Genomic DNA, 15,621 nt, shown 5'->3' with positions numbered 1-15,621 from the left:
ACGAGTTGATAAATATGAAAAAAGAAATCGAACAGAAAAAAGAATACTCAACCCCTACAGTGAGAGTGGTTGAACTCAAGCACCAGGCCCAGCTGCTGCAAGCTTCGTCGTCGGATCCTTTAACAACTCATGGCGAGTTGAATTAAAGCCCTTCCAAGACCTTGTACAGCAGGGTGTACAGGGTCTTGGCTTCGGTGTCGGAGAGGTTGACGCAGCTGGCCATGGACTTGGGGACGCTTGCAGCTTTGCGCTTGAGCGATTCGCCTTCGGGGGTGAGGCTTACGGAAAGGCAGCGTTCGTCGCTTTGTTCGCGGGTACGCTGGATGTAGCCCTTGGCTTCGAGCTTTTTCAGAAGCGGGGTGAGCGTGCCCGAATCGAGGAATAGCTTTTTGCCGAGTTCAGAGACGTTGCACTTCTTTTCTTCCCACAGCACAAGCATCACAATGTACTGCGTGTACGTGAGGTCAAGCGGTTCCAGGTACGGGGCGTAGCGGCGCGTGATTTCTTTGGACGCGGCGTACAGCGGAAAGCACAGCTGGTTTTCGAGTTTTAGCTGGGGACAGTTCATGGGGGTTCCTAGAGCAGTTTCTCTACACAGGCGCGCACGGCGTCCATGTCGGCGGTGGGTTCGAAGCGTGCAACTACATTGCCTTCGCGGTCCACGACGAACTTGGTGAAGTTCCATTTGATATCGGGATTTTTCTTGTAGTCCTTGTCGATGCTCTTGAGCAAAAGCGCCATGGCGGCGGCCTTCACGCCGAACCCGAAACCTTCAAAACCTTTCTGCGATTTCAGGTAGGTGTAGAGCGGGAGTTCATCGGGGCCGTTCACGTCGGACTTTTTCATCTGCGGGAATTCGGTGCCGTAATGGAGCGTGCAGAATTCGTGGATTTCTTCATCGGTACCGGGAGTCTGGCCTTTGAACTGGTTGCAGGGAACATCGATGACTTCGAAACCCTTGTCGTGGAAATCGGAGTACATCTGTTCGATGGGCTTGTAATGCGGCGTGAAGCCGCAGCCGGTCGCCGTGTTCACGATGAGCATTACCTTGCCCTTGAAATTTGCGAGCGGGACTTCGTTTCCTTTGCCGTCGGTGAGCGTGTAATCGTAGATGGTCATATTTTGCCTCCGCGTTTTATAGATTTAATTGCATACAATTCAATTTTATAAAATTAAATTAGAAAAAGCAATAGCTAAAAGCAAAAAATAAGCTTATGGTCGATTCTACATGTCAAATTCGGTCAATTTATCGAATTTTTTAGCCGTACCAGTCGGTTCCGGAAGAATCTTTTTCAGGCAAGCAAAGAATTTCGTCTTGTTATTCTTTTCATAGTTATGCGCGAGGGTAAAAGCATTACCGGACGCATCTACACTGTCCGTAAAATCCTTAATGTACTTGGCATTTTCTTCTGAGCACAGGAACTTGGGAATTTCTTTGGTACGTTCGTCATAATAGGTACAAGTCGTACTATCCGATGTCACCTGCAGTTCAGCAAATAGGCTAGATTCATAGTCCCCGCCATCCAAATACTCCGCTCTAGTAATTTCTACAGAATATGTTTTTCCGCCAATTTTGAACGTTTCTCCGGTATCCGTAATCGAAAGGCTTTCTATACCAAGGGATTCTAGCTGTTCATCAGTATACTCAGGATACACAGTTTCATCATCACCTATATAGGGATACACCATTAAGCTTGTGGCTCGGAATTCGACAACTTTCCCGGTATAAAGCGATTTATACAGATAGGTACGAACACCATTAATCTTGTACCCAAAATCAACACGCTTGAGTTCCAATACGTCTGAAGAATCCAACACATCAGACACGCTGCCAGGAGCAATAAACGAGACGGTGTTCTTCGCAATTCTTATATCTGTGCCTATCCGACTATTTCCATCGCGACACACCGTCTCTTTTTTAGATTCCCTGTACGAACAAGACGTAGGAGTCCACGTTCCTTCAATATTTCCGGCAGATCCCCCGACATACATGCTGCCATCACTTTCAAAAGATCCATTGAATCGCTCAGAAAACAGAACCAAGGTATCTCCTACAAATAGGTATTTATAGGAATCCATCTTAAAAGATTCATCTACTATGCCCCACTGAAACTTTTCATTTTTAACAAGACACTTCCAAGACGGCCAAATAGTTTCCTCGAAAGAGATAACTTGTTTTTTCTTGTCAACCGTATCATTAATAGACATTACCAATTTGTCATTTTCGACTGTAATCGAATAGGCTTCCATCAAGCTGTCTATCACAGACCGAGTATCTTCGCCCGAGCTAGACGAGGCCGAGTCACCACCGCAGGCAACGAACAACATCGAAGACAATGCGCAAACCGCACCATATACAAAAAAATTTCCGACTCGCAACATTCTATGTTACCTCCTGAATGGTCGAACATCATAAATATAACCAATCATAGATGAAAAAGCCACCCGGAAGGAATCCCAGGTGGCAATTAGGCAAGGAGTAAACTCTACTTGAGCTGCACGCGGAGCGTCTTGCCGGCGCCAAGCACCAGGTAGATTCCCTTTGCAAGGCCAGCCTGTTTCAAGGTTTCGGTGATCGAGAGGCCTGCGCGGTTATTGACGACACCCATCAGGCGACCGCTTGCGTTAAACACCTTCAGAGAGCGATCCGCATTCGGCATGAAGTTCACGCTGTAGTCGCGAATGCCGGTGGTGTTAAGTTCTTCCTTGGTGAGCGCGAACTGGATCCAGTCCAGATTCACATAGCTACCGGTAAACTGCACGCGAAGCACATGGTCGCCCTTTTCGATTTCGCTAGTTTCGCCGTCCATGAGCGTATAGGTGTTCCAATCTTCGGTCTGCGGTACCGCAATGGTATCAGTTACAGCCTTGCCGTCAATGAAGAGGCGAATGCCACCGCCTTCAAGGCCGTCTGCCACACTGGCGCGGAACACGAACTTGCTTGCGGTCACCACGTTCACAGAGTATTCAAGCCATTCGCCTGCCTGGGTGTAACCAATGGCATAGCCCTTGCTGGCGTCAGCAGAATCCACCTGCACAATGTCGACACCGTCTTCGCGGTACACGCCGCCTTCGTTCACAAAGTCCTTGTCGTAGAACGATACGCTCTGGCCACCTTCATCGTAGTCTTCGAGCTGCACGATTCCCGGAAGGGTGAACTGAGCCTTGTACGGGGTCTGTTCCACAGCACCGTTAAAGTCGGCGAGCGGAATTTCCTTGATGTCGCGGATGTAACGGAAGGACTTTTCGATACCGGCGTTGTTCACGACGTCATCGCTGTAATAGTTGTTGGACTGCTGGAGATTATTCTGACCCGCCTGATTCTGGCCCACGCCTGCAGGGGAATTCTTGAACACGTTTTCCTTCACGGTAAAGCCGCTGGAGCCTTCGTCCAGGTAGATGGGCACATTCCAGTAGTCGGCCCACTTGGAAGTTCCGTTATCGTGGATATAGTTGTGCTGGATTTCGCTACCGGTGCCCTGGTTACTCAAAGTGTAAATCGGGCCGGAGTCGCAAAGCAGGCGGGCAATGTGGTGAATTTCGTTCCAGTTCACATGGTTATTGGTCATGGCAGTCTGATTCTTTGTCCAGCCAAAGCCAATGGAAATACCGGAGTAATAAGTGTAAGAAACTTCGTTATGTTCGATTACCACATAGCGGGGGTAACCGGCGCCAATACCTACGGCACCCTGATGTTCGTTCGTCACGTTGGTGACCAGGTTGTTCTTGACCGTATCGCGGGTGCTGATTTCGTCCTTGTCGCTCGGGTTGTAAGCGATATGGATTTCGGTCGTAGAATCCTGATAGAACTTGCCCAGCATAATGCCCGCGGCACCGATTTCAAAGAAGGCATTGCCCTGGATCATGTCATCGTTAGTGCCCGAGACAAAGTCGAGGCCCGTGGCTGCAATCTGCGAGAATACGTTACCCTGCACCAAAAAATGATGCGCATTTTCGACGCGGAAAGCCGCATCGGGGCGCCACAGCAAATACTTGTTACTGTTCAACTTTTCCCAGTTTCCGCGACCCGGATCCGGAAGAACATCTACATTGAAGTTTGCTGCCTGCAAATCCAAAAAACCTTCTTCGCTCGGGCGGGTATAGTTGGAATGAGCAAAGATGAGGCCTTCGAAGCTCATGTAGCCCACTTTGTTCTTGGTGTCTTTACCCAAAACGCTGAACAAAGTATTGAGGCGGGGTGCAACCACGTGGGCAGTCGCCATGCTTTCGCCTTCACGGGGCTTGTAATAAAGCGTTTGATTCTTTTCGTCCAGGTACCATTCACCCGGAGCGTCAATCAAGTCGTAAGAATTTTCCAAGTAGAAAACCTGCTGCTTGGGCGGATTGCTCATGAAGGCGGTGCCGAGCATGGGGAAAGCGCGGTGGAACAGCTTGGTGCGTTCAGGATCCTTGGGGATGAGCTTTGCGGTGCCGCCGTTTACCTGGGCCTTTTCCAGGCGCAAGATGTTTTCGGACCAGGCAATCATCAAGTGGATTTCGACATCTTCGATGTTCTTGATATTCTTGACGTAGTCGGCGGAGACATCGAAGGCGCGGCCCGAAGAGTCCACCTTCGTGAGGCGCACGAAATCGTGGTCGAAACCGCCGTTGCCCTTTTCGTTTGCGGCAATCACGTTGGGGAAACAAGCGCGAACCGCCTTGCGGTTGTTCACGTAAAGCTGGCGGAAACGGCCATCGACGCCTTCGGCTTTCCAGATGTTGTTCGCCTCGTCGTGAATGGTCCAGCCGGTAATGCCCATACCGCCGGTAATCAAGGGCTTTTCGCCATCGGCCGCTTTATAACGCACGTAGTGGCCGTCTTTACCGCCGTCACGTTCGTCAAAGTTGATTGTTGCGGGGAGCGCGTAGGTGCCTTCGCGGAGAATGACTTCGATGTCGCCTGTCATGGAGCCATTAATGGCACGCACGGCTTTTTGTGCCTGCGTGATCGTCTTGAACGGAGCATCTTTTGTACCCGCGGCAGCATCGCTTCCAGAAGGAGAAACATAGAACGTTGCCTGGGTGGCAGCAGCGGCAGCACCGGCAAAAGCGAGCGTGCAGCCAAACGCCAAAGAAAGAATCTTTGTATTCATAAGAAACCTCACGAAAAATCCACACCAGTAAAAAAAATACCTTTTGATGTCAAAAAAAGAACTCCCTTTTCGGGAGTTCTCGTTGACAAGTTGTCAATGCCGAAACACTTATTTGATACGGTGTCCGGTCAAGTCAAAGCGCACGCCGTTCTTTTCGACAAAGAGCTTGCCGCCTTGTTTGCGCAGGCGCGGAGCCGCCTTAGAAACCGCCGCCGGAGCGATGGCACGGATTCCTGTCTTGTCTTCGCAAGTTTCTTTTTCGCAGAACTCTAGCCAGTCTACATTCACATAGCTACCTGCAATGACAAGCCTTAGAATGTGTTCGCCGACAGTAAGGCTTGCGGCTCCGAGATTAACTTGTTTGTATACATTCCAGGTTGTGTCGACCTTTTCGAATGTAATGGTATCGAGAAGCACCTTGCCGTCGACAAGCAACTGGATTTTTGAAGTTTCGGAAGCGGTCGCTACATTCGCGCGAACGCCGTACTTGCCATCGGCAGCGACCTTCACGCTATATTCAAGCCACTCGCCCGCCTCGGTGTAACCAATCGCGTAACCCTTGCAAGCGTCACCATTGCAAGTCGCACCATCCAGGGTAACGACATCCACAGCGTCTTCGCGATAAGTTTCGCCCTTGTTGGTAGCATCTTTGTCGTAGAAACTGAAGCGGTTACCGCCCTCGTCGTAATTTTCGGCCTCGATTTTTCCCGGAATTTCGGCAACCTTGTCACCGTATGCCTTGCGTTCTGGCGGGTTCGTTTCGACAGTGTCGGCCCAGGCCATTTTCATGCGGTCTACGCCCGACTGGTTCACGATTTGGAGCTTGATGTTCGCCCCTTCGCCGCTGCGCTTGGTCATACTATACCAGTCACCATCACGCAACCCCGGCCAGTAAAAACTGCCCATTTCCCATTCGCGCAATTGATCGGACATGCCGCGAATGTAGGCCATAAAGTAATTCGTCGGAGTAGAATTATAGTCCATGTAGTCGTAATGCACGCCCGCCTTGTCACCAGGGCTCATGGCACCGCCCCATTCCGTACACACCGTGCGGTCAACGTACTTGCCCACTTTGCCCTTGAAGCTGTTTTTCCAGCCCTGTTCGGTGGTAATGCTCATGTTCCAGAACGTGTATTCGTGCACCGCGAAAAGGCAACCTTCGAAGCGCGGGTCGTCGGCAATGTCGGGCACATTCCACGCAAGGCCCGAGCCGTCGAGCAGAATGTGGTCGCGCGGCACATTCGGGAACTTGCTCAGCCATTGGGCATAAAGATCGCGCAGTTCCGTTTTGCTGTACATGTGCGGTTCATTGAAGATTTCAAAATAGGCATTCGGGTGGTCGCCGTATTTTTCGACGATTTTTGCCCACATGCTCCACCAATCATTCATATTTTTCGGGCCCGAAGGCTGTGCGGGGCCCCAGTAGCCCATCACGATGCGGCCCTTGGAAAGGCCCATATCGATAACACCCGTGTAGGTATCCCAGAACTTGAGAACCGTGGGTTCGTTCACCGGAATGCGCACGCTGTTGGTGCCGAACAGCTCCTGGAACTGCCCGATAACGCGGTCTGCCACCACAGATGCCGACTGGTAATTGTCCGACAGGCTCATGCCCGAAAGCACCAGCACGTCTGACACGAAATTGTCACGTTTATCGGCCCAGTTCACGCCGCGGAACTGGCTCGTTACCGCGAAGGAACTCACCGACGAAATGGCCATTGCAGCCAAAATACCACAGGCAACATGCCTGACCTTAAAACCAAACTTCATAAGAACACCTTCCTTTTCCACCTTTCAAACAACCTGATTATAAATTACCTTTTAAACGAAAAAAAAGAACCCCCTAAAAGGAGATTCTTTTGACATAATGTCAATGGAAAGTTAAAAACCCGATTTTCCGCGGCGTACGCCCCATAGGTAATCGTGCGTGCGGTGCACCGTATTCTTGCCGTCTACCACAATTTTGACTTCGAGACGCGCAATATAGACGCCTGTACCCACCAAACGCCCGTTTTTGGAGCGCATGTTCCAGGCCAGGAACACTTTACCCTTGTTTTTGAGGCAGCCTTCGTCGCCGTACACTTCTTTGTCGGAACACTTGATGGAACCCGACGTTCCGCCCACATACTGGCCAAATTGGCTAAAATAATGCGTGCGGTAGTAAAGTTCCACTGCATTGTCGGCCACAACCGTCTTTTCGCCGCTGCGGTATTCTTCGAGGTTGTATTCGGTCACATCGCCCCGCTTGATCGCCTCGACCAGTTTTTCGCTCACCCCCGCCTCGGCGAGTTCGGCATCCAATTTTCCGCTGCGAATCAATTCGAACATGTCGCCCTGAGTTACCGTTGTAACGCCGCCTATGGTAATGGTCGTGTCGCGGCTTGCATCGATATTGGCTTCGGTCATGGTCGCAATCACGCCAAGTTCCTGTTCGCCCACAAAGTTCTTGTAGTTTTCTTCAGTAATTGAGCCGTCCAAGATTCCATTGATGGTCTGTTCGCTAAATCCGTACGACGTGTCTAACAGATTCACGCGGATATCGTTGAACAATTGCGCAAGCGCTTCTTGTTCGCTAATGCTCGTAATAGTCGTGTCGTAATCGGTTTCGCTCCCGATGCGCGACTTGACAAAGATTTCAAGAGCATCGACCGCATTTTTCGTCTGTTCCACCATGATTTTTGCGATATCGAAATCAAGAAGCGACCCTTGCACGCCCAAGGAATCCGCTATCTGCTGGGCAGTCTGCGTTGTGCCCGTAATGAGCTTCGGCTGCGTTACGGAATTGTTCTTGATGATGTCGTACGGGTCTTCGCCAAGAGCGACAACGCCTGGATTTTCTACGCCGAGATCCTGGTTTCCGGTAATTACGACCCACGGGTTTTCGGCATGTGGCGCATTGCCGACCAAATCACGAGCAGAGCCGCGAGGCGCAAAGCGGATCATGTCTCCGGCATTCGGGAGCACCGCATCCATTTCGCTTACGGCATAAACCAGCATCATTTGCGCGCCCAAACCGCTCTGCAATACAGGCTTTTCGGGCACCTGATTCGAGCCCGAACGTATGCAGGTGAATTCAAACATCTCGGCAAAGGCGGACCTGGATTCATCTGTAATCGCTTCGCTAAAGGTAATGTTCAAGATTCTGCTTCCGTCTTTGCTTTCGGTTTTCGAAGCCGCAAGAACAATAGGGCCAACGCCATCGCTTACCGGTTCATTTTCGATGTAGAAGTTGCTTACTTCGCCTTCGTTTTTGTAGGTGAACCAATTGTTCAAAGTCCCTGTGTAAACACCGGACGCATCGCCCGTAAATTGCCTGCTGCCAAAGCCGCAAACGCTCTTGCTGCAACCTTCGCCGGTCATGTCTTCAGCCGTAATCACGATATCGGTTTCGTTTATCACCTTGAATTTCGATGTCGGTTGGAACGATTCGCCAAAAGTAAACTGGATTGAATCAAGTTGACTACTGCCCTTGATAGAACGTTCGAAATGCACATACAAACTATCTGCACGGCCGTCACCGTTTCTATCTACCACAATAGCGCGTTCTACACGGGGTGCAGGCGGTTCGGCAAATTTCAAGTTACTCCACACCGAAACACCCGCTGCAGCGCCCTTGGCCGTAAGGTTCACGCCCGACACAGGGGAATTCGCATGTACGTAGAACGTGGCGCGACCGTTTTCGTCGAGAGTCACGGCATTGATTTTCTTGCCGCCCACCGTATCTAAAATATCGATATCCGGGTTCGAGAAAGAAAGGTTAATCTTGCGGTTGTAATTGTTGACCTTCGCCCATTCTTCAAAGAAGGTAATGTTCACCTGGTAAGTCGCATACGCCCAGGGGCCAATTTGGGCGGTGTCGCCCGAAACCTCTTTACCGAGAATCGTCCAGTCTTCTTTTGCAAACGCAACACTCGGCACAGAATAAGAGGGCACCGTAATTTCGACCTTCACCATTTGACTCGGATCCGCTTTGAGCGTGATCTCTAAAAAGTAATGGCCGGGGGCAAGCGCAAAGCTAGAAACAATCGCTGCAGAGTCAATGGAGAACGTCGAATCGCTCGTAATCTTGATACCTTCGTAATGGGTGCCAATGCCCAGAATTTCTGGCCCTGCGAGGTTTCCACCCGTAAGCTTGAAGGTAGACACGCCACCGGTCGTATCGAGCTCGGTTGAATTTGCATCAAAGTTGCAAGAAAGCTTGTTCTTCTTGTTTATCTGCCAGACTTCGTATGTGGTGCCGCCGTCGCGATTGTCCGACGACAAGAAGATTGACGCATCGACCTGCAAATCAATCGAGGTACGCATGCGGAAATTCGAAGAGCCCGTATGACGTTCCACATAGAAAATATGGAAGTCATAGATTTTGCCGGGAACAAGTTTGTCGCCCGTATTCTGCCCGATGGTATCGAGATCCACAGCGCCCGCCACCTGGCCATGCTGCCCACCAATGTCTACCGCCAGGCGGTGATCGATAAATACCCACACATCGTCGTCGCCGTAAAAATCAAAATACTGCCCCGGAACGTATTCAAACGTCGCCTGGATTTTTGCGGCATAACCGAAGTTATGCTTTCCGATTTTTGTTCCCTTCAGTTGGTCGTAATAAGGGTTCGGAACTGTTTTCGCTTCGTCGAGAAATTCAAAATCGTCCAGCAGGAACATGCCGTCCGAATTGGCCTCGTTGCCTTTAGAAATCTGGTCTTTGGAAACTTCGGCAAGCCAAAATCCTTCGTCGTCCATAGACACATAAAGGTCGCGGCAAGTCATGTTGGTGTATTCGTTGCCTTCGTCGTCTTTGGCGATGACTTCGGACAAAAACCAACTGTCGAGATGTTCCGTAATCTTGCATTTTTCGGGGAACGGATCTGCGCGCACGGGGACTCCGTTTTCGCCGAGGTTGTATTCGACCATGCCTGTCACAGCCTTGTCTTTGCCGGAACATCCGCCCGAACCAAAGTCGGCACTGACACCGTTTGCGGGGTCGCCATTTTTGCCGCTGCCGTTGCCGTCGCCTTTGGTACCGTGCAACCAGTCATAAACGGTCACGGGAATTTTTTTGAGCGGGCAATCGCCGAGTACGCCAGGGTAGCTCGAAAACTGCGCCGGAACGTCGGTCTTGTAGCCCTGCACCCAAATGGTGTCCGAAAGCGCGGCCACGGAATCGAGCGAAATTTCGCCCGCGGTCATGGGTTCTTCGGTCACCATGCCTTCGGCACCCACGTAATTCAGGCCAACGGTCTGTTTGAAGTAGACGTTGAAATTCTTTTCGGGAGCGTCGACGGTCGCCTTGAACCAGCCACAATAATTGTCAAGCGCAGTCATTGTCGCCACGGAATCGCCGTTCATGAACAAGACTGCATTGGTATTCGACCACGGCGTAAAAAACACCACCGTCTTTTCTGCCGAGGCAACGCCTGTGCCCAAAGCGGCGGCCAAGGCCGCCATTTTGAACTTATTCACCCAATTTACCATATATCCATCCCGGAGAACTTTTAAAATGTTCTCAAATTTTATATGGTAAATATAGTTCTATATTAGCAAAATATCCTAAATTAACTAAAATTTAACAGAATTAAGCGCAAAACCAAGCATTCCGCAGAATTCATGTTCTCAAATTCCGCGAAATGTTCTCAATTTTATCGGTTTTTTCTGAAAATCGTCGTGCCGTAGCTAAAGCCTTCGCGCTGGATCTTCAAAATGTACATGCCGTTTTGCATGTCGCCAAGGCCGATGCTGAAGCTGGATTGCCCCGCCGCAAGCGCCTGCGATTTTACTAAGCGACCGTTCATGCTGAAAATTCTGGCGGTATAGCCCTGCGAAAGCGCGGTTCCGGCATCAATCTGCAATTCTCCACCGTAAACGCGGGCCTTCAAGTTGAGCGAAGATTTCACCTTGGCCGCAATATTCGTCGTCGGTTCCGGCTTGGGTTTGTTGCGCAGCAGGCGCACGCCATAAAGGCCACCCACCATGTTGCCGGCACCCGCCTTGAACGTCACGCGGACTTCTTTTTTGCCCTTGACCATGGCATCGGGAATCGCATAGACTTCGTTCACGAATTCCTTCTTGTTCCACTTGCCTTCGATGCTTTCGGTCGCAAGCTTTTCGCCATCGATCATGATATCAAAGGTGCGCGAGCAGGATTCGTTGCCCCAGTAGCGAACCATCAGGCTCAAGGAATCTTCGCTATTGGTTTCGAGCACGTAGCTGATCATGCCACCGTCGCCCGCATTGCACTTACCTGCGTCGCGGTAGAATTCACCGTTTGCCGTACCAGAGGTCGTATTTTCGGTCTTCATCTGGTGATCCACTTCAGGCTGTTGCTCACCAGGAGCCACCTTGTCAACCGTCTTTTCGTCGAGCGCCAGGGCTTCTTCCTGTTCCTTTTTCAGGCGTTCCAGAATCGAGGGGTCCGTAAGCACCATCCAATACATCATGTAACGGGCGTCATGCACTTCGTAGAAGGGTTCCAGAAGCAAGCCGCCGTCTTTCTTGTTTGCGAACAGGTACGGGGCCTTAAAGTGCAGCGGTTCGCCCTTTACAGGTTCAAGCTTCGAGGGGATATCTTCTTTCTTGCTTGCGAGCATAGGAGCCTGATCGAGGGATTCCAGCGCACCCGAGGCAATATGGCTCCAGCGACCGTCATCGGCTACGAGGCCGTTCAGGTTTGCGGTTCCCGTTTTTGCAGAAAGCACGATCGGGCCATGCAAAAGCGCCACGTAATCAGACACATTGGGCAATTCTTCGACATGCGTGTACATCGGGTAAAGCACTTCGATCACATCGCCGCTCTTCCAAGATTTTCCGGCCGACACGTAGCTCGACGGGTCCGATTTTTTGACCACGGTATCGCCGTTCACGATCACCTTGAATTCGCCTTCCTTGACCCAGTACGGGTGACGAATCTGCATGTCGAAAGAGCCGGAGCCGGTAACGGTGAACTTGGAACTTTCACCCTTCGGGAATGCGGTCTCTTGCTTGATTTGCACGTTCTTCGCCTTCCAATTCAAAATGGATGCAGCAAAGAGGTTTACGTAAAGTTTGTCGCCGTCTTTGGTGTAAATAAACTGGTTGTACTTGGCCGGGTTTTCCATGCCCGAACCCACGCAGCACCACATGGCTGCATTCACCTTGGAATACACGCGGTAATGGCGGGGACGTGCAGGAGTGAAGTACACGTACCCGCCATGTTTTGGATGTATTGTGGATAAAATATGGTTAAAGAGTGCGCGTTCATAGAAATCCGCCTGCTTGGCACTATGGTCCATATTGAACAGGCGTTCCGTGAGCTTGAGCATGTTGTAGGTGTTGCAAGATTCCGGTCCTTCGCGCTCTTCCACATACTTTTTGTGATTATCGAAAGAAGGGAAATGTTCCGAAATGCTGTTGCCGCCGATAGCGATGCTGCGCTTGTTGACCACGCGGTCCCAGAAATATTCAGAGCCCTTTACATAGGTCGCATCGTTAGTGAGTTCGGCAACGCGCGCAAAGCCCACGACTTTCGGCACCTGCGTATTCGCATGCACGTTCGTAAGGTTATCGTTGTTTGCAGACATGGCGTTCAAAAGCCATTTGTGCGACCAGCGTTTGGCCTCTTTCAAGTACTTGTCTTGTTTGGTGAGCGCGTAGGCGTCGGCATAGACTTCGGCCATGCCGCCATGTTCCGTGCCGAGCATCGATTCCATCTTGGAATCGTTGAGGCCGCCCGTAATTGTAAGGCCCCAATCACAAAGAGCCAAGAACATGGTCTTAGCCTGTTCATAGCCTGCATAAATGTAGGCATCGCGCAGGCCCGCGTAAAGCTTGTGAATGTTGTACCACGGCACCCAATAACCATTCTGGGCGCCGGCATTTCCGCTCTTCATGCTGAGCCACATCTTTTTGCCGTTGGGCACGCCGCTAATGTAGCCCTTGAAGTTATTGTCCTTGGAATTCTGGTCCTGAATGGTTTTGAGTTCTTTCAAGACATATTCCAACCGTTCTTTAACCTGAATGTCGTCATTGTCGGCGTAATGCATCGCAAGTGCACTCAGGTAATGCCCGAGCACATGCCCGTCCAAACCAGCCCAGTTCGGGAACTTGGATGCTTTCGGCCGCATGCCCGCTTCTTCGTAGAACGGCGCCAGAAGGCGGTCCACGTCGTAACTCAGCAGGGTTTCTACGTTCAAGTCTTGGCGTTCTTTTAACGGACCGTCAAGCAGTTGAACTTCGTTCAACGCGAACATATCAGGATAAAGAACGTCTTGCGAATACCCTTGAGTGACGAGACCTCCTACCACAGCAAGGGTAACGCAAGCGATTTTTTTTGTATTGATTCCAAACATCTTATACCATCCTTTTTAAACCAATTTATCCTTTATAAAATTATATCTTGCACCAACGATTTTCACCCCTTCAAAGCCAAATACCTTTGCAGAAATTTCAATAGTCAAAGATGTAATCAAGTCGCAAAAACGATGCCAACAAAACGCGACAACAACGCGAGTGAGACGCATAAAAAAAGCCCCGCTATCGCTAGCGGAGCCTCTTTTTCTTAGGAGTATTTTGGAGTAGCAAATTACTTGATGCGGTGACCCGTCAGGTCAAAGCGCTTGCCGTTCTTTTCGATGAACACGGCATTGCCCTTCTTCAAGAGACGCGGAGAATTGGTGTTGCGCACAGCCGCGGGGATTGCCTTGTGCAGGCCCGTGGTATTGCAGGTTTCGCCCTCGCAGAACTCGATATAGTCAATGTCCATCCAGTCGCCGGTAACCGTAAAGCGGAGAACGTGTTCGCCTTCGGTGAGGCTCACCTTGGCTTCGACCGTATTGTATTCGTCATAGTTGTCTTCACCGGCGGTTGCTGCAGGCACTGCGATTTCTTCGGTAATGTCCTTGCCGTCCATGGAGAGCTTGAAGCTTGACGTGCTGTTGGCAGAAGCCACGGAGGCGTTCATCGTGTAAGTTCCGGTCTTTGCCACCTTCACGGTGTATTCAAGCCATTCGCCCGCCTGGTTGTAACCGACAATGATGCCAGACGCCTTCTTGTAAAGGTCGACACCGGTACCCGGGCGATAGTCAGAATCGCCATGGTTTTCGGTATCGCTTTCGTTATAGGTGGTATTGCCCTGGCCCACGCCGTTAATGTCGAAATCTTCGACTTCGATCTTGCCCGGAATAGCGAGAGCTTCGCCCTTGAACGGAGCGCGCGGAACCGGCTTTAAAACCAAGCGGAGGAGTGCCGAGCCGTGAGCCGGAAGTTCGATAGAAACGTGCGAAAGCGGGCCCAAATCCTTCTTTTTCCAGGCATCGCGAACTTCCACTTCGCCTTCTACGCCAATGTCTGCAAAGTTGCATTCCACAGTCTGGGTAGAATTGTTGTTATTGAGGAGTGCCACGGCAAGGTCGCCATTCTTCAAGGGTTTGGTCCAGACCTGCTTGCCTTGCTTGTCAGAGATGCGGTGTCCCTGAACGCCCAAAGAATCCTGGTTGATGGCAATCATGTCCTTGTTCAGGTAGAGTTCCTTGGTTTCGTTGCTCATGCTGCGAACATCGGAACTGATCATGATGGGAGCCGCCATAATGGACCACATCGTCATCTGGGAGCGCTGTTCTTCGTAAGAGAGCCCCCTGTTGCCCACTTCGAGCATGTCCGGGTCATTCCAGTGGCCGGGTTTTGCAATCTGCCAGTACTTGTTGTTGGCATCAATAATTTCGTAGACGCCGCGATACCAAGAAGTCGAAATCCATTCAGGGCCAATGTCGAAAGTGGTACGCCAGAGGTTCGCAATTTTTGGCATCCACTCCTTGTATTCCCACATGCAAATGCTGAACACGATGTCGCGTCCGGAATTGCGGAGAGCCTTAGACATAGCGGTGTAATCTTTTTCCTGGGTATTCGGGTCAGAATCGCAGTTGTCGTACTTCCAGTAGTCAACACCCCATTCGGCGAGTTTCTTGGCATCCTGTTCTTCGTGACCGTTGGAACCGCTCTGGCTATCCCATTTGCTGTTGTAATGGTGGCAAGTACGTTTGCCGCGGTCGCCGTAAAGGCCGAACTTAAGGCCCTTCGCATGCACGTAATCGGCAATGGCCTTCATGCCGCTCGGGAAGGTTTTCGGATTATTCTGGAGGTTGCCTTGCGCATCGCGCTTGGTATCCATCCAGTTGTCGTCGAGGTTCAGGTAAATATAGCCCGCGTCCTTCAAGCCAGAAGACACCATGGCATCGGCGATTTCCTGAATCTGCTTTTCGTTGATGTTTTCGTGGAACACGTTCCAGCTGTTCCACCCCAGCGGGGGCGTAAGCACCAAGCTGTCAGGATGCGCAAAAGCCTGAGAGGCCAAACCACAAAAAGCAAGGGCGATAGCCCCGCCGAACGAGTATTTTTTTAAGCCAAACATCTTCATCACTCCATGATGATATTTACACCTAAAAAAATATTCTTAAAAAAAGGGAAAACTCACCCAGAAAAGCAAAACGGCGTTGACTATTTGTCAATGCCGTTTGTCATATTATTTCTGAATTTAAGCGAATTTCAGCAATTTTTACCG

The 15,621-nt window shown here is 50.7% G+C and carries 10 protein-coding genes; 1 reads left to right on the top strand and 9 read right to left on the bottom strand.

What is annotated here, in order from left to right:
• Window positions 1–14 precede the first annotated feature (14 nt).
• Window positions 15–146, top strand: coding sequence for a hypothetical protein (locus QOL41_RS10940; protein ID WP_283429784.1), 132 nt, complete (start codon window positions 15–17; stop codon window positions 144–146).
• Here the strand turns inward: QOL41_RS10940 and QOL41_RS10935 are convergent.
• The 9 genes from QOL41_RS10935 to QOL41_RS10895 form a co-directional block, all read right to left on the bottom strand.
• Window positions 143–568 (bottom strand): MarR family winged helix-turn-helix transcriptional regulator, encoded by a 426-nt coding sequence (locus tag QOL41_RS10935; RefSeq protein ID WP_283429783.1) that lies wholly within the window; start codon window positions 566–568, stop codon window positions 143–145. The two genes, QOL41_RS10940 and QOL41_RS10935, sit on opposite strands and share 4 nt — an antisense overlap.
• 8 nt (window positions 569–576) lie before the next feature.
• Window positions 577–1,119, bottom strand: a complete 543-nt coding sequence (locus tag QOL41_RS10930) for a glutathione peroxidase (RefSeq protein ID WP_283429782.1) — start codon at window positions 1,117–1,119, stop codon at window positions 577–579.
• A gap of 105 nt (window positions 1,120–1,224) precedes the next feature.
• On the bottom strand, window positions 1,225–2,382 hold the full coding sequence (locus QOL41_RS10925) for a hypothetical protein (RefSeq protein WP_283429781.1): 1,158 nt from the start codon (window positions 2,380–2,382) through the stop codon (window positions 1,225–1,227).
• A gap of 104 nt (window positions 2,383–2,486) precedes the next feature.
• Window positions 2,487–5,093: a carbohydrate-binding protein gene (locus QOL41_RS10920; RefSeq protein WP_283429780.1), complete on the bottom strand. Its 2,607-nt coding sequence runs from the start codon at window positions 5,091–5,093 to the stop codon at window positions 2,487–2,489.
• Window positions 5,094–5,201: 108 nt separating this feature from the next.
• A complete protein-coding gene (locus tag QOL41_RS10915) occupies window positions 5,202–6,863 on the bottom strand; it encodes a carbohydrate-binding protein (protein ID WP_283429779.1) in 1,662 nt (553 codons plus the stop codon).
• Window positions 6,864–6,974: 111 nt separating this feature from the next.
• Window positions 6,975–10,553, bottom strand: coding sequence for a fibro-slime domain-containing protein (locus tag QOL41_RS10910; RefSeq protein WP_283429778.1), 3,579 nt, complete (start codon window positions 10,551–10,553; stop codon window positions 6,975–6,977).
• A gap of 176 nt (window positions 10,554–10,729) precedes the next feature.
• Window positions 10,730–13,414, bottom strand: a complete 2,685-nt coding sequence (locus tag QOL41_RS10905; RefSeq protein WP_283429777.1) for a beta-L-arabinofuranosidase domain-containing protein — start codon at window positions 13,412–13,414, stop codon at window positions 10,730–10,732.
• Window positions 13,415–13,429: 15 nt separating this feature from the next.
• Window positions 13,430–13,585: a hypothetical protein gene (locus QOL41_RS10900; protein ID WP_283429776.1), complete on the bottom strand. Its 156-nt coding sequence runs from the start codon at window positions 13,583–13,585 to the stop codon at window positions 13,430–13,432.
• A gap of 62 nt (window positions 13,586–13,647) precedes the next feature.
• Window positions 13,648–15,471 carry a carbohydrate-binding protein gene (locus tag QOL41_RS10895; protein WP_283429775.1) on the bottom strand — a complete coding sequence of 608 codons (1,824 nt, stop codon included), beginning with the start codon at window positions 15,469–15,471 and terminating at the stop codon, window positions 13,648–13,650.
• Window positions 15,472–15,621: the final 150 nt, after the last annotated feature.

Source organism: Fibrobacter sp. UWB10 (assembly GCF_900182935.1).
GTDB classification, from domain to species: Bacteria; Fibrobacterota; Fibrobacteria; order Fibrobacterales; family Fibrobacteraceae; genus Fibrobacter; species Fibrobacter succinogenes_O.
Note: the sequence above shows the minus strand (reverse complement) of the source record. Positions and strands in the feature narration are given on the sequence as shown.

Bases quoted from the DNA above. Each gene is read 5' to 3' on its own strand.
- QOL41_RS10940 (WP_283429784.1), top strand. From the start codon at position 15: ATGAAAAAAGAAATCGAACAGAAAAAAGAATACTCAACCCCTACAGTG.
- QOL41_RS10925 (WP_283429781.1), bottom strand. From the start codon at position 2,382: ATGTTGCGAGTCGGAAATTTTTTTGTATATGGTGCGGTTTGCGCATTG.
- QOL41_RS10900 (WP_283429776.1), bottom strand. From the start codon at position 13,585: ATGCGTCTCACTCGCGTTGTTGTCGCGTTTTGTTGGCATCGTTTTTGC.
- QOL41_RS10930 (WP_283429782.1), bottom strand. From the start codon at position 1,119: ATGACCATCTACGATTACACGCTCACCGACGGCAAAGGAAACGAAGTC.
- QOL41_RS10935 (WP_283429783.1), bottom strand. From the start codon at position 568: ATGAACTGTCCCCAGCTAAAACTCGAAAACCAGCTGTGCTTTCCGCTG.
- QOL41_RS10895 (WP_283429775.1), bottom strand. From the start codon at position 15,471: ATGTTTGGCTTAAAAAAATACTCGTTCGGCGGGGCTATCGCCCTTGCT.
- QOL41_RS10915 (WP_283429779.1), bottom strand. From the start codon at position 6,863: ATGAAGTTTGGTTTTAAGGTCAGGCATGTTGCCTGTGGTATTTTGGCT.
- QOL41_RS10905 (WP_283429777.1), bottom strand. From the start codon at position 13,414: ATGTTTGGAATCAATACAAAAAAAATCGCTTGCGTTACCCTTGCTGTG.
- QOL41_RS10920 (WP_283429780.1), bottom strand. From the start codon at position 5,093: ATGAATACAAAGATTCTTTCTTTGGCGTTTGGCTGCACGCTCGCTTTT.